Below are 24237 nucleotides of genomic sequence, written 5' to 3'. Positions count from 1 at the left end.
CTCGCTCGCCGGCCTATCTGGCCGATGGCGGCGCCGCCGACTATGTTGGGGCCGACCCCGCCTTGTCCATGCCCGCCCTGCCCATGAAGGAAAGCCCGATGCGCGACGGCAACCAGACCGGCTATGCGCCGAAGCCCATCCAGGGCGTCACGCCCGAGCAGCGGATCGAGGTCACCTCCCGCAGCGTGCCCTGCGACGGGGAGGTCGGCGTCGGCGGCCTCGGTCATCCGCGGGTCTGGCTGCCGATGGCGGCCGGGGAGACCCAGGTGACCTGCCCCTATTGCTCCATCACCTATGTGCTGCAGCCGGGTGCGGGGGATGACGGCCATCACTGAGGACGCGGCGCCTCCGGCGGCCGGCCGGGCGCGTGGCCCCGCCGCGCAGCGGCCAGCCGGCAACGCCCTGGCCGAGGCCGCCGCCGCGGCGGAAGCCGTGCCGGTGACGCCGCCCGGGGCGAAGCACCTCGTCCTGGTGGATGGCTCCGGCTACATCTTCCGTGCCTTCCACGCCCTGCCGCCGATGACCCGGCCGGACGGCACGCCGGTGAATGCCGTCTTCGGCTTCACCCAGATGCTGAGCCGCTTCCTGACCGACCATCGGGGCAGCCACCTCGCGGTGGTGTTCGACGCCAGCCGGCTGACCTTCCGCAACGACTTCTACCCCGCCTACAAGGCGCACCGGCCCGATCCGCCGCCCGAACTGGTCCCGCAATTCGCCCTGATCCGGGAAGCCACCGAGGCCTTCGGCGTCGCCCAGGTGGAGCTGCCGGGCTTCGAGGCGGACGACATGATCGCCGCCTATGCCAAGCATTTCTCCGAAGCCGGCGGCGAGGTCACCATCGTCTCCTCCGACAAGGACCTGATGCAGCTGGTGCGGCCGGGCGTGCAGATGCTCGACCCGATCAAGCAGAAGCCCATCCGCGAGGCCGAGGTCTTCGAGAAGTTCGGCGTCACCCCGGACAAGGTGGTGGACGTCCAGGCCCTGGCCGGCGACCCGACCGACAACGTCCCCGGCGTGCCGGGGATCGGCATCAAGACCGCGGCGCAGCTCATCGGCGAATACGGCGACCTCGAGGGCCTGCTGGCGAACACCGCCAAGATCAAGCAGCCGAAGCGGCGCGAGGCGCTGGAGCAGAATGCCGAGAAGGCGCGCATCTCGAAGCGCCTGGTCACATTGGACGAGAACGCCCCGCTGACCCTGGCGATCGAGCAGCTGGAGGTCCGCGCCCCCGACGCCGCCACGCTGACCAAATTCCTGCAGGACCAGGGGTTCCGCAGCGTCGTCGCCCGCATGGGGCTGGGCGACGCGGCCGGCGATGCCGGGACGCGGGCGCGCAACGGCGCCATGGCGGCGGCCCAGGCCGCGGCCGCCCTGCCGGCGGCCGATCCGGGCACCGCGCCCTATGGCAGCTACGAGACGGTGACCACGATCGAGGCGCTGCAGGGCTGGATCGCCGAGGCGACGAAGGCCGGCGTGGTCGCCCTCGACACCGAGACCGACAGCCTGAACGCGCTGCGCGCCAACCTCGTCGGCGTCTGCCTGGCCACCGCGCCCGGCCGCGCCTGCTACATCCCGCTGCGGCACGTCGCCGCCGGCGGCACCCAGGGCGACATGCTGGCGGCAGCCGACGCAGCGCCGGCGCAGATCCCGTTCGATACGGCAATGGACGCGCTGCGCCCGCTGCTGACCGACCGCAGCGTGCTGAAGGTGCTGCAGAACGCGAAATACGACATGGAGGTGCTCTGCCGGGCGGAGAACGGCGGCATCGCCGTCGCCCCGGTCGACGACACCATGCTGATCTCCTACGCCATGGAGGCCGGCAAGCACGGGCATGGGATGGACGAGCTCGCCGTGCTGCATCTCGGCCACAAGCCGATCTCCTTCGACGAGGTGACCGGCACGGGCAAGGCCCGGATCAGCTTCGCGCAGGTGCCGCTCGACCGCGCCACCGCCTATGCCGCCGAGGATGCCGACGTCACGCTCCGGCTCTGGCACCTGCTGAAGCCGCGGCTGCGGGAGGACCGCTCCCTCGCGCTGTATGAGCAGGTCGAGCGCCGGATGGTGCCGGTGCTGCGCGACATGGAGATTGCCGGCATCAAGGTGGACGGCGCGGAACTGGCCCGCATCGGCGAGGATTTCGCCCAGCGCATGGTGACGCTGGAGCAGCAGATCCACGAGCTGGCCGGCCGGCCCTTCAACGTCGGCTCGCCCAAGCAGCTGGGCGAAATCCTGTTCGACGAGATGAAGCTGTCCGGCGGCCGCCGCAGCAAGGCGACCGGTGCCTGGGGGACCGACGCCGCGGTGCTGGAGGAGGTCGCCACCCAGGGCAGCAACATCGGCGCCGTGCTGGCCCGCACGGTGCTCGACTGGCGGCAGCTGGCGAAGCTGAAATCGACCTATGTGGACGGGCTGGCGGCGGCGATCGACCCGCGTGACAACCGCGTCCATACCGATTTCTCGATGGCCAACACCTCGACCGGGCGGCTCGCCTCGACCGAGCCCAACCTGCAGAACATCCCGGTCCGCAGCGCCGAGGGCCAGCGCATCCGCCAGGCCTTCGTGGCGGAACCCGGCCATGTGCTGATGTCGGCCGACTACAGCCAGATCGAGCTGCGGCTGCTGGCGCATCTCGCCGACGTGCCGGCGCTGCGGGAAGCCTTCGCCACCGGCCAGGACATCCACAGCCGGACGGCGGCCGACATCTTCCACCTGGCTCCAGACGCGGTGGACAAGGAAGCCAGGCGCCGCGCCAAGACGATCAACTTCGGCATCATCTACGGCATGTCGGCCTTCGGCCTGGCGGGCCGGCTCGGCATCGGCCCGGGCGAGGCCAAAGGCATCATCGACGCCTATTTCAGCCAGTATCCCGGCATCCGCGACGCCATGGAGCGGCTGAAGGAGGAGGCCCGGCTGCAGGGCTACGTCTCGACCTCCTTCGGCCGCAAGCTCTGGATCCCGGATATCGGCGCCCGCGACATGGTCCGCCGCGCCGGCGCCGAGCGCGCCGCGATCAATGCCCCCTTCCAGGGCGGCGCGGCCGAGGTGATCAAGCGCGCCATGGTCCGCGTGCCCGGCGCGCTGCGGCAGGCCGGCCTCGCGGCGCGCATGCTGCTGCAGGTGCATGACGAGCTGGTCTTCGAGGTGCCGGAGGCCGAAGTGGCGCAGACCTCGGCCCTGGTGCGCGAGGTGATGGAGGGCGTCGTCAGCCTCCGCGTGCCGCTGGCGGTCGAGGTCGGCACCGGTCGGAGCTGGGCCGAGGCGCACTGACGCCCGGCCCGGTGGCTCAGCGCGGAACCTGCGGCTCCACGCCGCCCTGCGGGCCATGGCCGCGCGCCCGCATGCAGTCGCGATAGGCGCGGCCCTGGGCGCGGTTGACCTCGCCCTTCATGCGGTCGACGTTCAGCTGGTTGGGCTCGTAGAATTGCCGGGCCAGCGCCTGGACCTCCGGGCTGTTGCGCGCCTCGGAGCGGCAGGCCTTGGCATCCGGCGACTCGTCCTCCGGCGGCAGCGGCGGACCGGGCGGGCCGAACAGGCTGCAGGCACCCAGCAGCAGCAATCCGGCGATCGGCAGCAGCGGCCTCATACGTGGGCGAGCCAGTCCTCGATAAGCCGCCGGGCGATGGAATCCGCCCGCGGCAGGGCGAAGCCATGCGCCGCCGGGTCCAGGCACTGCGCCCGGCTGAACCAGCGGGCATCGGCTAATTCCTCCGGGTCGATGGTGATCGCCTCGGACAGGCCCTCGGCATGGAAGCCGAGCATGATCGACGACGGGAAGGGCCAGGGCTGGGACGAATGGTAGCGCACCGCGCCGACCTCGATCCCCGCCTCCTCCAGCACCTCGCGCCGCACCGCTTCCTCCAGGCTCTCACCCGGTTCCACGAAGCCGGCGAGCGTCGAGTACATCCTGGTGTTGGGGAAGCGTGTCGAATGACCGAGCAGGCATTCGTCGCCGCGCACCACCAGCATGATGACGGCCGGGTCGGTGCGCGGGAAATGCTGCGCGTTGCAGTTCGAGCACACCATCGCATGCCCGGCCGAGCGCGGCGCGCAGCCATGCCCGCAGATGCCGCAGAAGCGGTGCTTGGTGCGCCAGTGCATCAGCCCGCGGGCATGGGCCAGCACGCTGGCCTCGCCGGCCGGCAGCAGGCCGGCGACGGCGCGAAGGTCGGTGAAGCCGCCCATGCCGTCCGGCAGCAGCGGCAGCGGGTCGTCGGCGTCCGAGCAGTCGACCGCGAAGACCGGGCGTTCGTCCCAGATCCCGAGGAAGGCCCAGGGGCCGCCGGCCATCCGCACCGCCTCGGCCGCGGCGCCGGTCAGCAGCACGGCTTCGGGAGTGCCCTCCTGGACGCCCTTCATCAGGCTGCGGCTGCGCCAGACCGGCGTGAACAGGGTGTCCGGATCGGCCAGGGCGGCGGCGATCCAGTCGGCATCCTCCCGGCGCAGCGCGGCGCGGTCGAGGGGGCTGCCTGTATAGGCGTTGGGCCGGCTGGCGGGGATGGAGAGCATGCGGTGCGGACCCTGCCATGCGGGCGCCGGGCGGGCAACCATGGCCGTGAAACCAGGAAGGGCCCGGACGACTGCCATGGGCGGAGGGTGCCATGCCGGACGATCTCTACCACCGCGACATCCTGGCCTGGTCGACCGCCCAGGCGGAGCGGCTGCGCCGGGTCGCGGCCGGGGGGCGGGTGAACGACCTCGACTGGGCAACCGTGATCGAGGAGGTCGGATCGGTGGGGCGGGGCGAAGCCCAGGCGGTCGATGTCCTGCTGCGCCAAGCGATGGTTCATGCCCTGAACATCGCCGCCTGGCCGGGTCACAGCGCGGCGCGGAAATGGCGGAACGCGATCACCGTCTTGCTTGTCGGCGCGACGCGGCGCTTCAGCCCGAGCATGGCGCAGTACCTCGACGTGCCGGACATCCACGCCGCGGCACGTCGGCAGGTGCTCGACCTCGACATGCGCGCCCTGCCGGAGGCCACCGACCTGCCCCCGGCTGAACGGCTCGACGAGTCGCTCGGCGCCGAGGCCCTGATCGCCCGCCTCGCGCCTCGCTGAGGCGGCCGCGGTCAACCATTCCGGCCCGGGGCATTGTGCAGGCCCCCCCTGGGCATGATATGGTCTCTTCGGAAGGTCGGCGCGGACGGGCTCCTCGCCAACCCGGTCAGGTCCGGAAGGAAGCAGCCGTAACGGGTTCTCGCTCGGGTCGTCAGTCGGCCTTCCACCTTTCGGGGGTTGCTCCCTGAAGGATATGCACGGCCCGGCGGGCCACCGCCTCACAGGATCCCGCCGCACGGATGTCCTCCACCCTGTTCGGTCCCGCCGAGACGCCGGATCCGCCCCCGCCTGAGGCGGCGCTGCTGCGGGAGCCGTTGCCCGAGCCGCCGCCGCCCGAGGGTCCCGGCCTGTTCGGTGATGCCTTCGCGCCGCCGGCACCCGAGGCCGCGGCACCACCGCCACCACCGCCCGTGGCGGCGCCCGTGGCCGACAGCGTCGGCACGCCCTACCGCGTCCTCGCCCGCAAGTACCGCCCGAGCAACTTCGAGGAGCTGATCGGCCAGGACGCGCTGGTTCGCACGCTGCGCAACGCCTTCGCGCAGAACCGCGTGGCGCATGCCTTCATGCTCACCGGCGTGCGCGGCGTCGGCAAGACCACCACCGCCCGCATCATCGCCCGCGCGCTGAACTGCATCGGCCCCGACGGCACCGGCGGCCCGACGCCCGAGCCCTGCGGCGTCTGCCCGGAATGCAAGGCGATCCTGGCCGACCGCCACCCCGACGTGCAGGAGCTCGACGCGGCGTCGAACAACGGCATCGACGACGTGCGGGAGCTGCGCGAGCGGCTGCGCTACCGCCCGGCCCAGGGACGCTACAAGGTCATCATCCTGGACGAGGTCCACATGCTGTCCACGGCGGCGTTCAACGCGCTGCTGAAGACGCTCGAGGAACCGCCGGCCCAGGTGAAATTCATGCTGGCGACCACCGAATTGCGGAAGGTCCCGGCCACCATCCTGTCGCGCTGCCAGACCTTCCACCTCAAGCGCGTGCCGCAGGCGGAACTGCGGGCGCATTTCTCCCGCATCGCCGGGCTGGAACACGTGACCGTCGAGGACGAGGCGCTGGCGATGCTGGCCCGTGCGGCGGACGGCTCGGTGCGCGACGGCCTGTCGCTGCTCGACCAGGCGATCGCCCTCGGCGGACCGGAGGGCAGCGTCACTGCCGAAGCGGTGCGGGACATGCTGGGCCTGGCCGACCGTGCCCTGGTGCTCGACCTGATGGAGCAGCTGATGGCCGGCGACACGCCGGCCGCGCTGTCCCTGATGGACCGGGCGCATGAGCGCGGCGCCGACCCGGCGGTGGTGCTGCAGGACCTGCTGGAGCTGACCCATACCCTGACCCGGCTGCGCAGCGTGCCCGGGCTGAAGGACGACCCCTCGCTGACCGAGGGCGAGCGGACCCGCGGCGCCGCGCTGGCCGGCAAGCTCTCGGTCCCCGTGCTCGCCCGGACCTGGCAGATGCTGCTGAAGGGCCTGGGCGAGGTGAACGAGGCGCCCGACCGCCGCGCCGCCTGCGAGATGGTGCTGATCCGCCTGGCGCATGTGGCGGAACTGCCGACGCCGGGCGACCTGGTGAAGCGGCTGACGGACGGCGCCGGCGGCATCCCGGCCGGCGCGCCGCGCCCCGCGCCGAACGGCGGCGGCGGCGGGATGCGCGCCATGGGCGGCGGCGGGGCCGTGCTGGTCGATGCGGTCGCGGCGGCCGCGAATGCCAACCCGGCCTCCTGGCGGGAGGTGGTGGCGCTCGCCTCCGGCCAGAAGCCGATGCTGCATGCGCATCTGGTGCACAGCGTGCATCCGGTGCGGGTCGCGCCCGGCCGGCTGGAGATTCGCGTCCTGCCGGCCGCCCCGCGCGACCTGGCGGCGCAGTTGACCGAGTTGCTTTCGGACGCCACCGGCAGCCGCTGGACCGTCGCGCTGAGCAATGCGGAGGGCGAGCCGACCCTGGCCAGCCAGGGCCGCGCCGCCGAGGCCGGCCGCCGCGCCGTGGCGCAGAGCCACCCGCTGGTCCAGGCCGTGCTGGCGGCCTTCCCCGGCGCCAGCATCGAGGCGGTGCGCGACGCCGGGGCGGATTCCTACGGCCTCGGCGGCGCCATGGCGCTGCCGGTGCAGGCCGAGGACCAGCCCGAGGCGGAGCCCGGCGACATCCCTTCCGTCGAGTTGGAAGAACCCGCCGACTTCGACGATGTTCCACCCCCCGATGATGAACGATAGGGCGATGCCATGAAGAACCTGGGCAACATGCTGAAGCAGGCGCAGCAGATGCAGACCCGCATGGCCGAGATGCAGGCCAAGCTGGAGGCCACCGTGGTCGACGGCCAGGCTGGCGGCGGCATGGTCAAGGTCTCGCTGTCCGGCAAGGGCGACCTGAAGCGCGTTTCGATCGACCCGAGCCTGATGGACGACCGCGAGGTGCTGGAGGATCTGCTGGTCGCCGCCCATGCGGACGCCAAGCAGAAGGTCGAGGCGCAGATGGCCGACGAGATGCAGAAGGCGACCGCCGGGCTGAACCTGCCGGGCGGCCTGCCCGGCGGCCTGAAGCTGCCCTTCTGACCGGCGCCGCCCGCGCTGCCGCGCGAGCGTGACGGATGGCCGACCACAACCCCATCGACCATCTGATCGGCCTGCTGGCCAGGCTGCCCGGCTTCGGCCGGCGCAGCGCCCGGCGGGCCGCGCTGAAGATGCTGATGCAGCCGGATCAGGCGATGCTGCCCCTGGCCGCCGCCTTGCAGGCCGCCGCCGCGGCGGTGCAGCCCTGCCGGATCTGCGGCAACCTCGACGCCGCCAACCCCTGCGGCATCTGCCGCGACCCGCAGCGCGACCAGGGGCTGATCTGCGTGGTCGAAGGTGTTTCCGAGCTCTGGGCGCTGGAACGGGCGCATGCGCATCGCGGCCTGTATCATGTGCTCGGCGGCACGCTGTCGGCGCTGGGCGGCATCGGGCCGGAGGATCTGGCGGTGCAGCCCCTGCTAGCCCGGATCGAGGCGGGCTCCGAGCCGGTACGGGAGGTGATCCTGGCCCTGCCGGCGACGGTCGATGGCGCGACGACGGCGCATTACCTGACCGACCGGCTGCGCCCGGCCGGGGTGGCGGTGACGCGACTGGCCCAGGGCGTGCCGATCGGCGGTGCGCTCGACGTGCTGGACGAGGGAACGCTGGCGGCGGCGCTGAAGGCGCGGCGGGCGGTGTAGGATGGCGCGGACCCGCCCGACGTAAACTCGCTACGAATCTTACGTCCCAGTATCAGCAAATCGCTCGATCGCAGGCAAAATCGCGGCGGGATTCACTTACCGGCGCCAAGTGAATCGGATCGATCAGTGGTGCCTGCCAGGCAATCTCCGCAAGGCCAAGTCTGATTTGGTATGGCAGCGTCATGCTCATGGTCAGCGTCAACGACTGCTGCAGCGTCTCCGCCGAATGCGTCTCGAACGCCGCATTGGCCGAATGAAGCAGTGCGCGGGGGGGGTGAATCGTCTCCGCAGGCGCCTGCTTTAGCGGCCCGCATATCCGCTTCAAGTCGCCTTTCCTCCGCCAGGGCTTGGTTGCTTGCCAGCGATTGCCGCATTACTGCGCGCAGGTGTGGGATCACAGCGCCCGTTTTGGTCACCGTAAATCTGCCCGTAGACGCGATTGCGCCGCACCTGACAGTGCGCAGCATTCGGGTGGCCGATTCGTTTATGCCGACATGCCGGCTGGCGCCCTCCAACCGGCACGTTGCACTAAACGGCGGCGGTGCGCAGGTTCGCTGCGCGCGCTTCCTGATACAGGCGATTCAAGTCCTCGAGACCGACCTCGGTCTTGCAGTGGACAGCCTCAAACAACTTCATGATGAAATCGATGATGCCCTTGTGAGGATGCCGGCCGTCCGGCCCGAAGCGGGAGAGGAACAGGTCATTGGCGATCTCATAGGACGGCCAGTAGTACAGATCTTGGTTCAGGTGGTCGCCGGCGTCACGCAGCATCTCGTCCAGTGCCGCCCGCAGGATCGCCTTCGAAACCGAGTTCGCGGTGATGCAGGAGACAGGTCGGAAGGTCGCCGCCAGCGGGACCGGGGATAGCGTGAAGAGCAGCTTGGCGTTGGGAATACGCCGTCTGACGATGTCATGAATCCGCTGCAGCGCCGCCTTGGTTTCCATCATGCTGCAGACGCGGAAGCGGTGGCGCGCCGGATCGTAGTGCTGCTGCGGGACCGCCCGCCAGAACACGCCCCCGGTTTGTTCATCGTACCAGACCTCGGAAAGACCAAGGGTGACGACGAAAAAATCCGTATCGAGCATCACCCGGCGGGTCTGCTCACGTATGCTGTCGTTGCAGCCATACTCTTCGGCCTTGTAGCCGTGCCAGAGGCCTTGCGGTGGGTCGACGCCTTCCAAGGCCCACTCGAACTGACCGAGCAGGCTGTGAACATTTACCAAGCCTTCACCCATGGAGGAGATGTAAATGCCTGGGTCCCGGTCTTTGGCGACGTTGTATCCAATCTCGCTCAGATGCCTGGTGATATTGGTGGCGAAGCAGGAGCCAAAGGCGGTGAGCCGTGTGCTGCGGTCGATCGAACGATGCTCCGGCATCCAGCCGCGTAGCAGGAAACGCTCGATGAAGTCCGGAGCCTTGTGATCGGCTAAGTACGGATTGAAATTACAATGCTCGCCCCTGAAGAACGAAGAGCCAATCTTCTTGGTCACCTCACCATCGGGCGCATGCGTAATAAGTTCCTGGGCACCGAAGGCCCCCAAATTCTTCATTTTCTACAAACTCCAAGAGCCTGGTTTCGAAACGGGACAGGCCGCAGAATCACTCGGGTCATCAGTGCGGTGGCCTACCACGGAAGTGCCTCCGCAAGTTCCGTCGGAAACGGCCAAATGCCATCGTCGAAAGATACCGCAGGCCGCACCGGGAAGGCTTCGAACAGCGCCTTGCCCGAGAATGCAATCGGCTCCCACATCTGGTCGGCCGCGACCATCACCTCGGCCCAGGGCGAAGGCTGATCCTTCGGTAGGCCGAAGGCCGCAAGGCGGGTCCGTCCGAAGCCGCGATAGGCATCCGCGAAACGGTGATCCACGGATCCATAGCCGGCCTCGATGTCGAGCCGCTGCATCCCGGGCTCGCCGTCCGACATGTAGAGGCAAGGGATGCCATAGGCGTCCGCCAGCAGCATCCCGTGCAGGCTGCGCGAGATGATGCGCTTGCAGGAAAGCAGTTCCGCCAGCTTGTCCTGGAAACCCTGCCAGGTCGGCTGGTGGTAGGTCGAGATGAAGTGCACCCCCTCGGCCTCACCGCCCCGGTAGCGCATCAGGTGGGACAATGGGTTGGCTGTGACGCTCGGCGTCTCGAGTTCGGAGATGTGCATGATCACGCCGAGTTCGTGCCGCCGCTCCGGCTTGGGATGCAGGATGCGCGGCAGGAACCAGGCTGGATCGCCATATACGTCGGGCGCTGGAATTCCGGCCCGCAACAGAACGCCGCGGCTGTAGGGGCCCCGCGTCGCATGGATGGCATACTCGACATCGGGAGCAGCGAAGAAGGCGGCATCGCGCGGCTCGACCGGCGCACGCTTGGGATCGAAGCCGGTGCCCCACACATGAACCGCCCCGGCGGACTGGCCTTGACCGATGGTGCCGATCGCCACGATGCGTCGGCGTTTCGAATTGAAGGCGCGATGGGTCACCGGCCGGCCGGCGATGGCCGCGACAACAACGGCGCTGGCCGCATCGCCGAAATTGCCCAGGGGCGTCCCGACAGAGGATCGCACCCATGACAACGGAATCGCACCGCCCGCACTCTCGATCTCATCGCTCAGCAAAGGATGGGTAGGGGGATGGCGCGTCATGCCCTGGGCACTGCCACCGAACATCCAATCTGACATTCATCCCCCATCAGCACGCGATTCAACATCGACCAGGACCGGTAGATGCACAACCATTGCTTACAAGTTTCCCATTGCCTTCCGGCTAATATTTGTGGTTCCGGAGCACTCGGCAGGGCAACCTCGCCACGCAACCGACCGGCCGAATTTTCTCGCGGTCATCGGCCTGCCGAACTGTGCCCTGGCTTGATGTACGCTTGATTGCCAGACTCCTCACCGGGGCCGCCGCCGGTCCAGACCATTACGGTTCTATATATATTGCGGATCGCGGGCAGCCACAACCTCAACCCGGTATAAGCGTCCGTTGCCGTATCGCTCAGAGCATCCATGAGGTAGCTAGGAGAGAGCGATCCCTTGTCCGCGCCGGCCCCTGCGCAAGCAGCCGCCATCCTCCTCCGCCGCCGGTTCCGCCAGTGCGCCGGCGCCCCCGGCCTCACCCGGGCCGTGGTGGAAACCGAATATCGGCCGGCGGCGACGTCTCGGCCTCGGCCGACGACAACGCCAAGGTCCTCGAACTGCTCTCCCACCCCGCCCTCTGGCGGCAATCCCCGGATGAGACGACGGCGATCCTCCGCTTCCTCATCGACATGTGCGACGGGCCCTTCATCTTCCGCCGCATCGGCGCGCCGCGGCTGGAACGCGCAGCCGGCGACGATCAGGCGGGGACCTGGCTGCGGCATGCTCGGCATCCGCTTCCATGACGGGCGGGCCGCGCGGAACCTGTACCTGACGGGCAACTACGTCAGCTTCCGCCACGGCGACCGGCATTTCTCCCTGGATGTCGGGGAGGCGATCAGCGAATCCGGCAGCCGGCTCGAGGACGGGGTCCTCCGCGCCCACCGTGCCGGCGACCTGCATTTCGACGTGGACGGCACCCGCCACCGCCTCGGCCGCACCACCCGCACCCATCGCGTCGCGGCCGGCTCCATGCGGGTGCGGGTCGAGGCGGCGCTCGACCTCGACCCGGGGATCGCGGTCGCCGACGTCACCCTCAGCATCGGCCATGACAACCTCAGCCATGGCGAGAACAACGTGCATTACGGCCGCATCGGCCTGCTCGGCCCGGAGGGCGTGGCGCGCTGGCACCGGGCGGAGGCGCCGGGCAGCCTCGTGCTGCCGGCCGAGCGTGCCAGCCATTACGGCATCGGGCAGGAGGAGATGCATGGCTTCGCGCTGGCCATCCACACCCGGCCGCTCGACCCCGGCCGACTGCGCGAGTTGCGCGTGGTGCAGCGGGATGCGGGCCGGCAGCACCGGGTGGTCGCCGCCTACAACCTCCCCGGCCGGCGCCCGGCTGGTGGTGGCCGAGGACAAGCTGCTGACCGCCGGCGGCATCCATGCGGAGGCCGCGGCCTAGGAACGCCTGATGCGCGAAGCCGCCGCGGCACCGCCCGAGGCCTGGCCGCGCGATCTCTCGGTCTCCTACGACTACGGCGTCGAGATCAACGCCTTCGCCGAATGCTTCGCCGTGCTGGCGGCCGGCGAAGCGGCGGCGCCGCGGGGCCTGGCCGCCGAGTCGAAGGGCCTGGCCGACTGCTGCCTCGACGCCTACCGGGCGCAGTTCATGGACGGCTTCTGGCGCGGCGAGAACACGGTCTTTTCCCGCCAGATCGCCTTCGTCATCATGGCCGCCGCCACCATGCTGCGGGCGACGGGGGAGGCCCGCTACCGCGCCGACCTCGCCGCCCTGGTCGAGGTGCTGCTGCAATTCGAACAGCCGCTGCACCACCCCGAAACCGGGGAGGCCGGCGGCTTCCTGATGGGCCTGCGCAGCAGCCGCGACATCCACGTGGATTGCCACAGCGCCGCGCTGCTGGCCCTGGCCCATGCTGCGCCCTGGCTGCCGGAGTTGGATATCGCCGCGGCGATCGACCGCGGGATGGCGGCCTATGCGCTGGTCACCGGGACGATCGAAGGGCTGGGCGAGACCCGCAAGGCCGACACGCTGGGCATCCGCCGGACCGGCGATGGCGGCCGGCCGCGCCTGAGCGATGCCTTCCGGAATTTCCACGCCGGGCTGACGCTCCGGCTGTTCCGGGCGCTGCGCGAAAGCCCCGCGGCCGGGCTGTGGGCGCTGCACGCCAGGCACGCCGGGCGCCTGGCGGTGCTGAAGCCGCTGTTGCTGCGCCAGGTGGCGCTCGGCACGCGCGAGCATGCCGACGGCGTCGAGATCCGCAGCTCCTGGCTGTCGAGCGAGGCGAATTCGGAAACCCAGCCCTGGGTCGTGCTCGGCCAGATCGCCCATCCCCGGGACTGAGGCGAAGGGGTTGCTTAACCCTTTGGTCGTGATGATGCCGGCGCCCGCCGCACCAAAAGGGGAGACAGGCCGCATGCAGGTGATCCGCAGCACCCAGGAACTCGATGCCAGGATCGAGGCGTGCAACCGCGCCGAGGCGGTGTCGGACGACGCCATGCGCGCCGTCTTCGACGGCCTCCGGATGGACCCGCCGGGCGGCCTGCCGCCCGACCCCTTCTCGGAAGCTTATCGCCAGGCGCAATTGGCGCTCTACCGCGACATTGCCGGCCGCGACTACGAGACGGCGAACGAGGTCACCGCCTTCGACATCGAGGCCGCGCTCCGCCGCCCCTTCCCCTTCTCCACCGGCAGCTCGACGACGACCGGCGAGCAGCTGATGGCGATCGGCTGGCTGATCCGCGCCATGGCGCTGCCGCCGGGCTCGCGCATCGTCGAATTCGGACCCGGCTGGGGCAACGCCACGCTGGCCCTGGCGAAGCTCGGCCACCGGGTCACGGCGGTGGATATCGAGCCACGCTTCTGCGAGCTGATCCGCCGCCGCGCCGCGCAGGAAGGCGTCGAGATCGAGGTGGTGAACGACGACTTCCTCTGGGCCGAGCGCTGCGACCGGCGCTTCGATGCCGCGCTATTCTACGAATGCTTCCACCATTGCGCCGACCACCTGCGCCTGCTGCGCGCGCTGCAGGACACGGTGGTGCCGGAAGGCCGCGTCTTCTTCGCCGGCGAGCCCATCACCCAGGATTTCCCGATGCCCTGGGGATTGCGGCTGGACGGCAATTCGCTCTGGGCCATCCGCAGGAACGGCTGGCTGGAGCTGGGCTTCCGCGACGACTATTTCGCGCGTGCCCTGGCCGAATGCGGCTGGCACGGGCTGCGCCAGGCCTGCGCCGATCCCGGCTGGCTGACCCTCTGGGAAGCGCGGCGGCACGACCAGCCGGTGTTCCGTGCCGGTGGCGGCGACACGCGGCTGAACACCGTGGTCGGGCGGCGGGACGGTGATGCGATCCTGCTGGAAGGTGCCGCCGGCACCGGCCTGTTCGGCCCCTACATCACCCTGGCGGAAGGCACCTATCTCGCCCGGCTGCGCTTCCGCGCCGGCCTGCCGGCGCAGGGACGCGCCCGCATGGATGTCGCCTGCGGCACGGGGCGGCACCTGCTGGCCGAACGGCAGGTGGATGGCGGGATGATCGGCGTGGCCGGCGCCTGGCTCGACCTACCCTTCGGCGGCGAGCGGGACATGGAGACGCTGGAAGTGCGCCTGTTCTGCGAGGAGGGCTTCCAGGCGGCGATCGAGGCCGTCGAGATCCTGGTGCGGTAGTCCGCCCGGGCAGAGCAGGACGCTTGCCGCGGCAAGATCGTTCGCTTCCACACGCAGATCTCCCCTTGGCCGGCTATTCCTGCGGGCTTGGCACTTGCCGCGCGGCGAGCAGCGACCCAGGGAAGTGAAGGCGGATCGAGGGAGAATCCTTCCTCCCTGGCCTTGCCTCATTCTCCCCCCACACTCACGCGGCGAGCGCAGCGCGGATCGCCTCCATCGTCGTCTCCAGCCGCGGCCGGGCACCCAATGCCGTAGCAAGCTGGCCCGGCAATTCCATCACCCGCCCCTGCAGCGCGGCGACCTCGGACGGGTCGGGCTGCGCCGCCTGGGCCAGCAGCGCCGCCGGCTCGCCGCCCAGGAAGCGGTCGAGCGGCGTCAGCGCGCCGCCGAGCGAGGGCAGCGCCCAGCGGATCAGCCTGCCCTGCTTGCCGCCGGGCGTGGTCACCGGCAGCATCCGGCAGCCGGCCAGCAGGCCGAAGATCAGGCCGTGGTACCGTGCGGTGACCACCGTCGCGGCCCGGTGGTAGAGTTCGGCGCTGTGCACCACGCCGTGCCGGGTCAGCACCTCCAGCCGGGCGCCGGTCGCATCGGCCAGCCGGGCGCAGAGCGCGCGGTCGTCGTCGCTATGCTGGACGATCACCACCTCCTGCGCCTCGCCCAGGGCGTGGATCAGGCCGATCCAGGCGGCATCCGCCTCTGCCCCGAGCCGGGCGCTGAGCACACTGGGGACGACCAGCGCCAGGCGCCGCGGCTGCGCGGGCGCCGGCGGCCAGGCCCAGGAGGCCAGGCCGAAGCCGAGATCGGCGGCCAGCACCGCCTGGTCAACCCCCACCTCCTCCCGCAGCACCTGCAGGTCGCCCGGGTCGCGCACCGAGACATGCGCGGCGCGCCGCAGCACCGCGGCATAGGCTGTCCGGCCGAGCGGCGTGTGGATGCCCTGCACCCCGATGCCGAGCACCGCCGTGGCGCGGCCGAGATCCTGCGCATGCCGCAGCAGGCCGGCGTAATAGGCGACGTTCTGCGCCTGGGATGCACCACCATCGGCGGTGTCGTACAGCAGGCCGCCGCCGCCCAGCATCACCAGGTCGGCCTCCCGCACCAGGTCGAAGCTGGCGACGGCGCCAGCCAGGATGACCCGGCGGAAGCCGGCCTGGGCGGCGATCCGCCCGGCGACCAGGGTCACCGCATCGTCGCCGATATTGCCGAGCCCGTAGGCCGAGGCGATCAGCGCCGTGCCGCCGGGGTCGGGCGGCAGCGGCGCCGGTGCGGCCGCCCAGGCGCGCAGCCGTGCCGCGTCCTCCAGCCAGTCGAGCCGCACCGAATCGGCCGCGACGCAGAAGGCGCTGCGGACCAGCAGGAAATCCTCCGAGGCGAAGACCGGCCGCCCGGCATCGAGGATCGCCCGCAGCGCCGGCCGGCTCAGCCGGTTCAGCAGCGCCTTGTGCAGGATGGCGAGGTCGGGCAGCGGATCGTCCGGCTGCAGCCCGTAATAGGGCAGCACGTTGCGGTCCGGCCAAAGCTGCTGTGCCGCGGCAAAAAGGTATTCCGGCACCGCGATGCAACGGTCCGTGGGCGCCACGACCGCGGCGATGCGGTCCAGCCCGACATATCTCACGCGCAGGGTCATCCCGTCGCACCACCCTTCCTGGCTGGCCTGCCCGGGCGGCGGCATCACGGCCGCCTGGCGTCCCAGTCTCGTCGGGATGGGGTTGCGAAATCGTAAAGCGGTGACTCCTGCCGCATCAGCAGAATGCCATCCTGTGAAATGCTTGGTCATCGCCCCGGAGCCGCCGCGATTGCCACGGCCAGCCTGTCGTAGCCGATATCATTCGTCCCGGTACTTGGGTCGCGTAGCCGATCACGGTCGACTGGAGATGCGGCTTCCACATCCTGGCCCGCGACAGGCGGAACGCCGGATCGAGGTCGGCCGCCCGCACGAACCTGCCGCGGGCACGGGGCGCCACACGGTTGCCGTGGGAAACCTCGGCCGGCCGCTGCAGCAACGTTTTAGGGGGGGGGGGAGGCGCCGATTGGCGACAACCGCGACGTGGCAAGCCGGCATCGGGCAGGTCAGGTCAGCGCGGAATTCCCGGCCATGGCCAAACGGGGGAGCCCATGAGGGCATCGCTCGCAGCCATGGTACAGCCGAGGCGTCAAGGCGGCCCCGGCCGACGACCCGCGGGTCAAGGCCCGGCGGTTGCCCGCCGGGCCGTCCGGTTCAGGTGCGGTCGGGGTCGACGGCGTCCCGCGCCGCATCCTTCGCGCCACCGACGGTGTTCTGCACCTTGCCTTCGGCCTTGTCGGCCTTGCCTTCGGCCTGCAGCTTGGTGTCGCCGGTGACCTTGCCGGCCATGTCCTTCACGGCGCCCTTGACCTGCTTGGCAGCGCCTTCGATGCGATCCTTGTCCATGACTGGTCCTCCTTCGGCCGGTGCAGGCACGCCCCGGCTTCCGGCAACGAAACGCGACGCCTGCGGAAAAGGTTGCCAGCCCGGGTCAGCGAAACGGAATCGCATACATCAACCCGCCCTGGGTCCAGAGGCCGTTCAAGCCGCGCTTCAGCTTCAGCGGGCTGCCCTGGCCGACATTGCGCTCGAAGATCTCGCCGTAATTCCCCACCGCCTTCAGCGCCGCCAGCATCCAGCCGTTGTCGAGCCCGAGCCGGCTGCCGAATTCGCCGCTGGCGCCGGTCAGCCGCTGCACGGTGGCGTTGGGCTCCTTGGCGCGCGCCTCGGCATTGGCCTGGGTGACGCCGGCCTCCTCGGCTTCCAGCAGGCCCATGTGCAGCCACATCACGATGTTGGCCCATTGGTCGTCGCCGTTGCGGGTGAAGGGGCCGAGCGGCTCCTTGCTGATCGCCTCCTCCAGCACCCGGTAGGCGGCCGGATCTCGCGCGACCGTCAGCGCCCCGGCCAGCGCCGAGGCGTCCTGCGTCATCGCGTCGCAGCGGCCGGCGAAGAAGGCGTCGTACATCGTGTCCACACGCTCGAAGACCACCGGGCTGAACTTGATCCCCCGGGCGCGGAAGACGTCGCTCAGGTTGAGCTCATGCGTGGTGCCCTGGGCGACGCAGATGCTGGCACCGTCCAGTTGCTGCACCTTGTCCACGCCGGCATCGCGGCGGACGGCGAAGCCCTGGCCGTCGTAGAAATTCACCGGCCCCTGGTTGAGGCCGAGCGAGGCATCGCGCAGGAAGGTCTGCGTGCTGTTGCGGTAGAGCACGTCGATCTCGCCGGTCTGCAGCGCGGTGAAGCGCGCCTGGGCGGTGAGCGGGGAGAAGCGGACCTTGGTGGCGTCGCCCAGCACGGCGGCGGCCAGTGCCCGGCAGTAATCCGCATCCAGCCCGCGGTATTCGCCGCGGCTGTCGGGCGCGGAGAACCCCGCGAAGCCCTGGGAGACGCCGCAGTTCAGCGTGCCGCGCTGCTTCACCGCGGCCAAGGTCTGCGCCTCGGCGCCGCCCAGCGCGGCGGCGACGATGGTCGCCGCGAGAAGCCACGCCTTCATCACCTTGCTCCCGGATTGCAACTGGCCAGCGCCGCGTCCACCGCCGCGCCGAAGCGGTCGACGATCATGTCCACCTGGTCGGGCGTGACGATATAGGGCGGCGCCAGGATGGCATGGTCGCCAAGCCGCCCGTCGATCGTTCCGCCCATCGGGTAGCAGGCCAGGCCATTCTCGAAGGCTTCCCGCTTCACCCGCTCGTTCAGCTTCAGCGCCGGGTCGAAGGGCTGCTTCGTCGCGCGGTCGGTGACGAACTCGATCGCCCAGAACAGGCCGCGGCCGCGGATGTCGCCGACATGGCGGTGGTTGCCGAAGCGCTCGACCAGGCGCTGCTCCAGCAGCGCGCCCATGGCCTGGACGTTGTCCAGCAGCCCGTCCTCCGCGATCACCTGCTGCACCGCGACGGCGGCGGCGCAGGCCACCGGGTGCGCCTGGTAGGTATGGCCATGCATGAAGGCGCCGCTGCCGGCGGCCAGCCCCTCGATCACCCTTCCATGCACCAGGATGCCGCCGATCGGCTGGTAGCCGGCGCCGAGCCCCTTGGCGACGATCTGGATGTCGGGCGTCACCGCTTCCTGTTCCCAGGCATGCAGCGTGCCGGTGCGGCCCATGCCGCTCATCACCTCGTCGAGGATCAGCAGCGCGCCGTGCCGGTCGCAGACCGCCCGCACGCCCTCGAAATAGCCGGGCAGCGCGGTGGCGCAGCCGAGCGTCGCACCCACCACCGGTTCGGCGATGAAGCCGATGACCGTGTCGGGGCCGAGCCGCTGGAACTCGGCCTCCAGCTCGGCCACCAGCCGCGCGACATACTGTGCGTCGGTCTCGTCGTCGCCGCGGTCACGGTAGGCGTAGCAGGGCGAGACATGGCTGAAGGCGGGCGAGAGCAGCGGTGCATAGGGCGCCCGGCGCATCGCGTTGCCGCTGGCCGAGAGCGCCCCGAGCGTGTTGCCATGGTAGCTCTGCCGCCGCGCGATGAAGCGGGTGCGCTGGGGCTGGCCCACTTCCAGGAAATACTGCCGTGCCAGCTTGATCGCGGCCTCGTTCGCCTCGGAGCCGGAGGAGCAGAAATAGGCATGCGTCAGCCCGCCCGGCGCATGGCCGACCATGATGTCGGCCAGCCGCTCGGCGCTTTCGCAGGAGAACAGCGCGGTATGCGCATAGCTGAGCTGGTCGAGCTGCGCCTTGATCGCCGCGATCACCCGGGGCTCGCCATGGCCGAGGCAGGCGACCGCGGCGCCGCCGGAGCCGTCGATGACGGCGTGGCCGTCGCGGTCATACAGGTAGATCCCCTCCCCGCGCACGGCGATGGGCGGATCCTGCCGCAGGCTGCGGTGGACGAGGTGGCTCATGCTTCCTCCGGGTCGGGCAGACAGGCGTCGCGCGCGGCGAACATGGATCGAGCGTTCCATGCGGCCAGGCACGATGCAACGCATGTCCCTCTCCAGCGGCGGAGGGACCCGGCGCCCTCGCCCGGGCATTCACCTTCCGCCCGTCCGGAGACCGCGCCATGCGTCCGCTGCTCGCCTTGGTCCTGTCGCTGGCCGCCACGCCGCTGGCGGCGCAGGAGGCCTCCCTCGCCCGACCGCAATTGCTGCTGCGGGAGGTCGTCACCGGCATGCCGCGCGGGGAGCAGCAGGAGGTGCAGGTGCTGACCGCCAGCTTCCGTCCGGGCGACCGCACCGTCTTCCATACCCACCGCCACCCGGTGACCGTCTACGTCCTGGAAGGGACCTTCACGCTGGAAATGGAGGGCCGCCCACCGGCCCTGGTCCGCGCCGGGGAAGCGCTGGTCGAGCCGCACGGCGTGCGGATGACCGGCTTCAACCGCACCCAGGGGCCGCTCCGCGTGGTCATCGTCTATGTCTCGGAGCCGGGGATGCCCTTCCTCGACATGATCCACCCGTGACCAGGGCGCCGGCACCCGGGAGGGCTGCAATCGTGCCGACCTTCCGGGCAGCGCGCCGTCCGGTCCACCGTGCACGACCGGCCTGGGCATGGCGGGTTCAGGCCGGCATCACCGGCACCAATCCGTAGCGACGCATCACCTCGCCCATCGCCGCCTTGTCGGGCGGCTGCCGCGCCAGCAGCTTTGCCATCTCCCGGAAATAGGCCGGCCCCAGCATCGCGGGCGTCAGCAGGCAGAGGCACTTGGCCTGCGCCGGCCCGTCGTTGCGGAAGCCATGTACAACGCCACGGCGGATGAAGAGGCTCTCGCCCGGCCCCAGCGGCACCTCCGCCCCGGCCACCGTGAAGGTTACGACCCCGGCCAGGCCGTAGACCGCCTCGTCCCAATTCTCATGGTAATGCGGCACCGGCATGCGGGCCTGCGGCTGCACTGTCATCTCAAACATGTCGACATCGGCGCCGGTGGCCTCCCGGCTCTGCAGGAAGCGCAGCTCGAGGCCGCCCATGGAGATCAATTCCACCACCCACCCCCCTACTTCAGCATCCAGCGCCAGGCTGCGCGCAGCCTGGCCGCGCCATCCTCGGCGAACCAGGCGCCATGGGCAAAGACCACCCTGACCGGCGCCAGGGCCAGCAGTCGCTCGGCAGCCGCACGGTTCGCCTCGGCATGTCGCCTCATCACCAGCCGGACATGCCGCGGCGTGCCGCCGGCCGGCCCGGCCGCGCCCAGCGCCCGGACCAGCAGCCCCATGGCCCAGGGCAGCCGGGCCGGCTCCATCGCCTGGACCGTGTCGCACAGCACCAGCGTGCGGCTGGCGGCGTGGTGGAAGGCCACCTCGACGAAGCCGGCGCCGGCCAGCGTCTCCTGCGCCACCTGCCCGGCCCAGTCCGCCGGCGGCTCCGGCCCCAGCGTGCCATGCGCCCGCAGCACGGTGCCCTGGCCCCGCGCCCGCTCCACCACCCCGTGCGGCGCCCAGAGCCGCGCTTCCGGGAAGGCCGCCTGCCAAGCCTGCATCTGGGTCCAGTGGGCCGTGCCAGGGGAGACCAGGTGCCGGATCGGGCCGAGCGCCGTCAGCGCCGCTGCCAGGGCCGGGGAGAAGCGGGTCGGCGAATGCAGCCAGAGCCCGCCATCGGCCAGCCGCAGCACCACCATCCGCACCGGGACGGGCAGGCCGAGCACCCGGAGCGGGCCGCTATCCACCACCCAGACGCCATCGGCGACGGGCTTCGGGCGGTCGAGCGGGGGATAAGCGACGTCCTGCGGCATGCCCCCCTGAACATGGTGGCGGCCTCCGGCGTTCCCAGCCGCTATGGCGCCGTCAGCACGCCGACCGTCGCACCGGCCATGCAGCAGGCGATGCTGGCCGCGACCAGGCTCTTCAGCCCCAGCCCGGTGATCTCGGCCCGCCGTTCGGGGCACAGCGCCGACATCCCCGTCACCATGATCCCGACCGAGGCGAAATTGGTGAAGCCGCAGAGCGCATAGGTGAGGATGATGCGGGACCGCTCCGCCAGACCCGCCCCGCCGCTGGCGGCCAGCTGCAGGTAGCTGACGAACTCGTTCACCACGACCTTGATGCCGAGGCTCTCGGCCACCGTCGCGCATTCCGCGGCCGGGACGCCCATGGCCCAGGCCAGCGGCCAGAAGGCGAAGCCGGCCAGGCGCTGCAGGGTCAGGCCGGCCAGCGGCTCCAGCGCCATGTTCAGCAGCGCCACCAGCGCCACGAAGACGACCAGCGAGGCCATGATGCCGAGCAGCAGGGTCAGCCCGTCCGCGGTGCCGCGCACCAGCGCATCCATGGTGCCGTCATAGAGCCGCGGCATCGGCCCCTCCGCCCCGACCGCGGCAGGCTCGCTCTCGGGCAGCATCAGCAGCGCGGCGAGGATCGAGGCCGGCGCCGCGATCAGGCTGGCGGTGAGCAACTGCCCCGCGGCGTCGGGCACCACCGGCGCGATCATGGTCGCATAGACCACCAGCATGTTGCCGCTGATGGTGGCGAGGCCGGCGACCATCGAGACGAAGAGCTCCGCCCGGGTCAGCGTCGCCAGCCAGGGCCGGATCAGCAGCGGCGCCTCGACCATGCCGACGAAGACATTGGCGGCGACCGAAAGGTTGCAGGCGCCGGACAGGCCGAACAGCCGGCGCAGCCCGCCGGCCAGCGCATCCACCACCAGCGGCAGGATGCGCCAGTGGTACAGCACCGCCGACAGCGCGCCGACCAGCAGCACCAGCGGCAGGGCCTGGAAGAACAGGATGAAGCTGCCGCCGGGCGCAAGTTCGGCGAAGGGCAGCGGGCCGCCGCCGAGATAGCCGAAGACCAGCGTGGTGCCGGCCCGCGTCGCCCGCGCCAGGGCATCGACCGCGTCGCCCACGGCGGCGAAGCCGGCGCGCAGCGGCGGGATGTGCAGCAGGGCGCCGGCGACGGCCAGCTGGCTGAACAGCCCCGCCACCACCACCCGCGGCCGCACCCCCCGGCGGCAGCCGCCACAGGCCCAGGCCAGCAGGCAGAGCAGCGGCAGGCCGAGCAGCGCCTGGAATTGCAGCAGGCTCATTCGGCGGCGCGCGCGGCGGCGGCGGGCGGGTCCATCTCCACCGCCTCGATCCGCGCCCCGGCGGCGGTGATCTTCTGCGCCGTGGTCTCGATCTGCTGCACGTCCACCTGCATCTCCGCGAAATGCCGCTTCAGGCTGGCGACCCTTCGGTCGAGCCGCCCGGTCTCCTCGGCCAGCTTCGCCACTTCCCGACGCAAGGCCTGTGCCTCGGCCCGCAGGCGGACGTCGCGCATCAGGGCGCGCATGGCGCCGAGCACCGCCCAGAGCGTGCCGGGGGAGACGAGATAGACCCCGCGCCGCCCGGCCTCGGCCACCAGGGTGCCGAACAGCGCGTGCAGGTCGGCGTGGAGCGCTTCGGAGGGCAGGAAGATCAGCGCGCCCTCGGCGGTCTCGCCGGGGCAGATGTATTTGCGGGCGACGTCGTCGACATGCTTGCGGATATCGGCCGCCATGCGGCGTTCGGCGACCAGGCGGGCAGCCTCGTCCGGGGCGCGGCGCAGCGCCTGCCAGGCTTCCAGCGGGAATTTGCTGTCGATGGCGATCGGGCCCGGTGGGAAGGGCAGCCGGATCAGCGCGTCGCAGCGGGTGCCGTTGGCCAGGCTGAACTGCCAGGCCCAGCCATCGGCGGGCAGGCGGTCGGCCAGCATGTCGCGCAGCTGCACCTCGCCGAAGGCGCCGCGCGCCTGCTTGTTGCCGAGGATGGAGGCGAGGTTGGTCACCTGGCCGCCCAGCGCCTCGATATTCGCCCGCGCCGCGTCGATGACGGCCAGGCGTTCGTGGATGCGCCGGGCGCTGTCCTGGGTGCGGTCGGCGCTGTCGGCCAGCGCCCGGCCGAGGCGCTCGTTCTGCGCCGCGACGGCGGCGTCCAGCCGGTCCGACAGCGCCTCCATCCGGTCGGCGAGGATCAGCATGCCCTCCCCGCCGCCGCGCGGGCGGAAGGCGAGCGCGAGGGTGCCGACCAGCAGCGCGCCGGCGAGCGCGGCGGCCAATGGCACCAGCAGCGGCAGCAGCCAGTCAGGCAAGGCGATCCCCCGAGTCGCGGCCCCGACTCTCGCACCGGGCGAAAATCGCGGGGAGGAAAAAGTACCCCTCCCCGCAGGCCGGGCCTGAACTCGGAGAAATAGATGAGGGGGTCCGGGGGAGAATACCTTCTCCCCCGGCCTTGCTCAGGCCGCCGCGAAAGACCCATCGGGCTGCAACAACACCAGCCGTCCCGTCGCCACGCCGAAATGCGCCCCGCGCAGGGTGAGCCGCCCGGCCGCCACCGCCTCCGCCACGAAGGGGAAGGTCATCAGGTTGGCCAGCGAGATCCGCACCGCCTCGTGCTCCCCGACCTCCTGCCGCGCTTCGGGGATGTCGCAGCGCAGCGCCACGTCGCGGGCGCGGGCGGCGATGCTGATCCAGCCGGCGACGAAGTCCCCGGCCTCCGGCGGCGGGCCTTCCAGGATGGCGCGGACGCCGCCGCAGAGCGCATGGCCCATTACCACCAGCTCGCTCACCCGCAGCACCCGCACGGCGAATTCCACCGCGGCGCTGGTGCCATGGAAGGCGGCGTCCGGCATGTAGGGCGGCACCAGGCTGGCGACGTTGCGCACCACGAACAGCTCGCCCGGCCCGGCCGAGAAGATCATCTGCGGATCGACCCGGCTGTCCGAGCAGGCGATGACCATGGTGCGCGGGCTCTGGCCCTGCGCCGCCAATTCCTCGAACCGCGCCTTCTCGCGCGGCCAGGTCTCGGCGCGGAAGCGGCGGTAGCCGTCGATCAAGCGTTCCATGGTCCAGCCCCAA

At 70.8% G+C, this 24237-nt stretch carries 24 protein-coding genes and 1 other RNA gene; 10 read left to right on the top strand and 15 right to left on the bottom strand.

What is annotated here, in order from left to right; translation table 11 throughout:
- Positions 1 to 68: 68 nt before the first annotated feature.
- Both ACFQS7_RS03885 and polA read left to right on the top strand, forming a co-directional pair.
- The gene (locus tag ACFQS7_RS03885) at positions 69 to 335 is read left to right on the top strand and encodes a zinc-finger domain-containing protein (protein WP_380065699.1); all 267 of its coding nucleotides are present in this window, start codon (positions 69 to 71) and stop codon (positions 333 to 335) included.
- Complete coding sequence (polA, locus tag ACFQS7_RS03880; RefSeq protein WP_380065698.1) at positions 319 to 3267, top strand: DNA polymerase I; 2949 nt, start codon at positions 319 to 321, stop codon at positions 3265 to 3267. The genes ACFQS7_RS03885 and polA overlap by 17 nt, the downstream gene beginning before the upstream one ends.
- 16 nt (positions 3268 to 3283) lie before the next feature.
- On the opposite strand, the gene ACFQS7_RS03875 is transcribed toward polA, so the two are convergent.
- Positions 3284 to 3583 (bottom strand): phosphoribosylamine--glycine ligase, encoded by a 300-nt coding sequence (locus ACFQS7_RS03875; RefSeq protein ID WP_380065697.1) that lies wholly within the window; start codon positions 3581 to 3583, stop codon positions 3284 to 3286.
- The gene (gene nudC / locus ACFQS7_RS03870) at positions 3580 to 4506 is read right to left on the bottom strand and encodes an NAD(+) diphosphatase (protein WP_380065696.1); all 927 of its coding nucleotides are present in this window, start codon (positions 4504 to 4506) and stop codon (positions 3580 to 3582) included. Before nudC ends, ACFQS7_RS03875 begins: the two co-directional genes overlap by 4 nt.
- A gap of 92 nt (positions 4507 to 4598) precedes the next feature.
- Between nudC and ACFQS7_RS03865 the strand changes: the two genes are divergently transcribed.
- From ACFQS7_RS03865 to recR, 5 genes are all read left to right on the top strand, one after another.
- Positions 4599 to 5054 (top strand): DUF29 family protein, encoded by a 456-nt coding sequence (locus ACFQS7_RS03865; protein ID WP_380065695.1) that lies wholly within the window; start codon positions 4599 to 4601, stop codon positions 5052 to 5054.
- Positions 5055 to 5124: 70 nt separating this feature from the next.
- An RNA gene (ffs, locus tag ACFQS7_RS03860) (signal recognition particle sRNA small type) lies at positions 5125 to 5222 on the top strand.
- A 71-nt stretch (positions 5223 to 5293) separates the two neighbouring features.
- On the top strand, positions 5294 to 7267 hold the full coding sequence (locus ACFQS7_RS03855; protein ID WP_380065694.1) for a DNA polymerase III subunit gamma/tau: 1974 nt from the start codon (positions 5294 to 5296) through the stop codon (positions 7265 to 7267).
- A 9-nt stretch (positions 7268 to 7276) separates the two neighbouring features.
- Positions 7277 to 7606 carry a YbaB/EbfC family nucleoid-associated protein gene (locus tag ACFQS7_RS03850; RefSeq protein ID WP_380065693.1) on the top strand — a complete coding sequence of 110 codons (330 nt, stop codon included), beginning with the start codon at positions 7277 to 7279 and terminating at the stop codon, positions 7604 to 7606.
- 35 nt (positions 7607 to 7641) lie between these two features.
- Positions 7642 to 8244, top strand: a complete 603-nt coding sequence (recR, locus tag ACFQS7_RS03845; protein ID WP_380065692.1) for a recombination mediator RecR — start codon at positions 7642 to 7644, stop codon at positions 8242 to 8244.
- 52 nt (positions 8245 to 8296) lie between these two features.
- On the opposite strand, the gene ACFQS7_RS03840 is transcribed toward recR, so the two are convergent.
- The 4 genes from ACFQS7_RS03840 to ACFQS7_RS03825 form a co-directional block, all read right to left on the bottom strand.
- Positions 8297 to 8569, bottom strand: coding sequence for a hypothetical protein (locus tag ACFQS7_RS03840; protein ID WP_380065691.1), 273 nt, complete (start codon positions 8567 to 8569; stop codon positions 8297 to 8299).
- Positions 8570 to 8772: 203 nt separating this feature from the next.
- Positions 8773 to 9795: a GSCFA domain-containing protein gene (locus tag ACFQS7_RS03835; protein WP_380065690.1), complete on the bottom strand. Its 1023-nt coding sequence runs from the start codon at positions 9793 to 9795 to the stop codon at positions 8773 to 8775.
- Positions 9796 to 9869: 74 nt separating this feature from the next.
- Complete coding sequence (locus tag ACFQS7_RS03830) at positions 9870 to 10880, bottom strand: polysaccharide pyruvyl transferase family protein (protein ID WP_380065689.1); 1011 nt, start codon at positions 10878 to 10880, stop codon at positions 9870 to 9872.
- A 639-nt stretch (positions 10881 to 11519) separates the two neighbouring features.
- Positions 11520 to 12170: a hypothetical protein gene (locus tag ACFQS7_RS03825; RefSeq protein WP_380065688.1), complete on the bottom strand. Its 651-nt coding sequence runs from the start codon at positions 12168 to 12170 to the stop codon at positions 11520 to 11522.
- 112 nt (positions 12171 to 12282) lie between these two features.
- Here ACFQS7_RS03825 and ACFQS7_RS03820 point away from each other — a divergent pair, with 112 nt between their 5' ends.
- Positions 12283 to 13173, top strand: coding sequence for a hypothetical protein (locus ACFQS7_RS03820; protein WP_380065687.1), 891 nt, complete (start codon positions 12283 to 12285; stop codon positions 13171 to 13173).
- Between the two features lie 73 nt (positions 13174 to 13246).
- Complete coding sequence (locus ACFQS7_RS03815) at positions 13247 to 14491, top strand: class I SAM-dependent methyltransferase (RefSeq protein WP_380065686.1); 1245 nt, start codon at positions 13247 to 13249, stop codon at positions 14489 to 14491.
- A 184-nt stretch (positions 14492 to 14675) separates the two neighbouring features.
- Here the strand turns inward: ACFQS7_RS03815 and ACFQS7_RS03810 are convergent, their stop codons facing one another.
- The 4 genes from ACFQS7_RS03810 to ACFQS7_RS03795 form a co-directional block, all read right to left on the bottom strand.
- A complete protein-coding gene (locus ACFQS7_RS03810; RefSeq protein WP_380065685.1) occupies positions 14676 to 16163 on the bottom strand; it encodes a polysaccharide pyruvyl transferase family protein in 1488 nt (495 codons plus the stop codon).
- Positions 16164 to 16709: 546 nt separating this feature from the next.
- Positions 16710 to 16901, bottom strand: a complete 192-nt coding sequence (locus ACFQS7_RS03805; protein WP_380065684.1) for a CsbD family protein — start codon at positions 16899 to 16901, stop codon at positions 16710 to 16712.
- Positions 16902 to 16986: 85 nt separating this feature from the next.
- Entirely contained in the window at positions 16987 to 17994 is a 1008-nt protein-coding gene (locus ACFQS7_RS03800; protein ID WP_380065683.1) for an amino acid ABC transporter substrate-binding protein, read from the bottom strand.
- Positions 17994 to 19340: an aspartate aminotransferase family protein gene (locus ACFQS7_RS03795; RefSeq protein WP_380065682.1), complete on the bottom strand. Its 1347-nt coding sequence runs from the start codon at positions 19338 to 19340 to the stop codon at positions 17994 to 17996. Before ACFQS7_RS03795 ends, ACFQS7_RS03800 begins: the two co-directional genes overlap by 1 nt.
- 158 nt (positions 19341 to 19498) lie before the next feature.
- Here ACFQS7_RS03795 and ACFQS7_RS03790 point away from each other — a divergent pair, with 158 nt between their 5' ends.
- Positions 19499 to 19897 (top strand): cupin domain-containing protein, encoded by a 399-nt coding sequence (locus tag ACFQS7_RS03790; RefSeq protein ID WP_380065681.1) that lies wholly within the window; start codon positions 19499 to 19501, stop codon positions 19895 to 19897.
- Between the two features lie 97 nt (positions 19898 to 19994).
- On the opposite strand, the gene ACFQS7_RS03785 is transcribed toward ACFQS7_RS03790, so the two are convergent.
- The 5 genes from ACFQS7_RS03785 to ACFQS7_RS03765 all read right to left on the bottom strand — a co-directional run bounded on the left by ACFQS7_RS03785 (position 19995) and on the right by ACFQS7_RS03765 (position 24224).
- Entirely contained in the window at positions 19995 to 20417 is a 423-nt protein-coding gene (locus tag ACFQS7_RS03785; protein WP_380065680.1) for a cupin domain-containing protein, read from the bottom strand.
- A gap of 11 nt (positions 20418 to 20428) precedes the next feature.
- Positions 20429 to 21163 (bottom strand): DUF4336 domain-containing protein, encoded by a 735-nt coding sequence (locus ACFQS7_RS03780; RefSeq protein WP_380065679.1) that lies wholly within the window; start codon positions 21161 to 21163, stop codon positions 20429 to 20431.
- Positions 21164 to 21204: 41 nt separating this feature from the next.
- The gene (locus ACFQS7_RS03775) at positions 21205 to 22449 is read right to left on the bottom strand and encodes a NupC/NupG family nucleoside CNT transporter (protein WP_380065678.1); all 1245 of its coding nucleotides are present in this window, start codon (positions 22447 to 22449) and stop codon (positions 21205 to 21207) included.
- Positions 22446 to 23471 carry a DNA recombination protein RmuC gene (locus tag ACFQS7_RS03770; RefSeq protein WP_380065677.1) on the bottom strand — a complete coding sequence of 342 codons (1026 nt, stop codon included), beginning with the start codon at positions 23469 to 23471 and terminating at the stop codon, positions 22446 to 22448. Before ACFQS7_RS03770 ends, ACFQS7_RS03775 begins: the two co-directional genes overlap by 4 nt.
- 144 nt (positions 23472 to 23615) lie before the next feature.
- Positions 23616 to 24224 carry a carbonic anhydrase gene (locus tag ACFQS7_RS03765; RefSeq protein ID WP_380065676.1) on the bottom strand — a complete coding sequence of 203 codons (609 nt, stop codon included), beginning with the start codon at positions 24222 to 24224 and terminating at the stop codon, positions 23616 to 23618.
- Positions 24225 to 24237 lie beyond the last annotated feature (13 nt).

It is taken from the genome of Dankookia sp. GCM10030260, assembly GCF_042666655.1.
Taxonomy (GTDB): domain Bacteria; phylum Pseudomonadota; class Alphaproteobacteria; order Acetobacterales; family Acetobacteraceae; genus Paracraurococcus.
This window is presented reverse-complemented; position numbering and strand designations above follow the sequence as displayed.

What these genes read in the sequence shown, in the direction of transcription:
- ACFQS7_RS03775 (WP_380065678.1), bottom strand. Translation starts at nt 22,449, where the DNA reads ATGAGCCTGCTGCAATTCCAGGCGCTGCTCGGCCTGCCGCTGCTCTGC.
- nudC (WP_380065696.1), bottom strand. Translation starts at nt 4,506, where the DNA reads ATGCTCTCCATCCCCGCCAGCCGGCCCAACGCCTATACAGGCAGCCCC.
- ACFQS7_RS03885 (WP_380065699.1), top strand. Translation starts at nt 69, where the DNA reads ATGCCCGCCCTGCCCATGAAGGAAAGCCCGATGCGCGACGGCAACCAG.
- polA (WP_380065698.1), top strand. Translation starts at nt 319, where the DNA reads ATGACGGCCATCACTGAGGACGCGGCGCCTCCGGCGGCCGGCCGGGCG.
- ACFQS7_RS03865 (WP_380065695.1), top strand. Translation starts at nt 4,599, where the DNA reads ATGCCGGACGATCTCTACCACCGCGACATCCTGGCCTGGTCGACCGCC.
- ACFQS7_RS03790 (WP_380065681.1), top strand. Translation starts at nt 19,499, where the DNA reads ATGCGTCCGCTGCTCGCCTTGGTCCTGTCGCTGGCCGCCACGCCGCTG.
- ACFQS7_RS03805 (WP_380065684.1), bottom strand. Translation starts at nt 16,901, where the DNA reads ATGGACAAGGATCGCATCGAAGGCGCTGCCAAGCAGGTCAAGGGCGCC.
- recR (WP_380065692.1), top strand. Translation starts at nt 7,642, where the DNA reads ATGGCCGACCACAACCCCATCGACCATCTGATCGGCCTGCTGGCCAGG.
- ACFQS7_RS03795 (WP_380065682.1), bottom strand. Translation starts at nt 19,340, where the DNA reads ATGAGCCACCTCGTCCACCGCAGCCTGCGGCAGGATCCGCCCATCGCC.
- ACFQS7_RS03780 (WP_380065679.1), bottom strand. Translation starts at nt 21,163, where the DNA reads ATGCCGCAGGACGTCGCTTATCCCCCGCTCGACCGCCCGAAGCCCGTC.
- ACFQS7_RS03855 (WP_380065694.1), top strand. Translation starts at nt 5,294, where the DNA reads ATGTCCTCCACCCTGTTCGGTCCCGCCGAGACGCCGGATCCGCCCCCG.
- ACFQS7_RS03815 (WP_380065686.1), top strand. Translation starts at nt 13,247, where the DNA reads ATGCAGGTGATCCGCAGCACCCAGGAACTCGATGCCAGGATCGAGGCG.
- ACFQS7_RS03875 (WP_380065697.1), bottom strand. Translation starts at nt 3,583, where the DNA reads ATGAGGCCGCTGCTGCCGATCGCCGGATTGCTGCTGCTGGGTGCCTGC.
- ACFQS7_RS03810 (WP_380065685.1), bottom strand. Translation starts at nt 16,163, where the DNA reads ATGCCGCCGCCCGGGCAGGCCAGCCAGGAAGGGTGGTGCGACGGGATG.
- ACFQS7_RS03765 (WP_380065676.1), bottom strand. Translation starts at nt 24,224, where the DNA reads ATGGAACGCTTGATCGACGGCTACCGCCGCTTCCGCGCCGAGACCTGG.
- ACFQS7_RS03830 (WP_380065689.1), bottom strand. Translation starts at nt 10,880, where the DNA reads ATGACGCGCCATCCCCCTACCCATCCTTTGCTGAGCGATGAGATCGAG.
- ACFQS7_RS03835 (WP_380065690.1), bottom strand. Translation starts at nt 9,795, where the DNA reads ATGAAGAATTTGGGGGCCTTCGGTGCCCAGGAACTTATTACGCATGCG.
- ACFQS7_RS03820 (WP_380065687.1), top strand. Translation starts at nt 12,283, where the DNA reads ATGCGCGAAGCCGCCGCGGCACCGCCCGAGGCCTGGCCGCGCGATCTC.
- ACFQS7_RS03800 (WP_380065683.1), bottom strand. Translation starts at nt 17,994, where the DNA reads ATGAAGGCGTGGCTTCTCGCGGCGACCATCGTCGCCGCCGCGCTGGGC.
- ACFQS7_RS03850 (WP_380065693.1), top strand. Translation starts at nt 7,277, where the DNA reads ATGAAGAACCTGGGCAACATGCTGAAGCAGGCGCAGCAGATGCAGACC.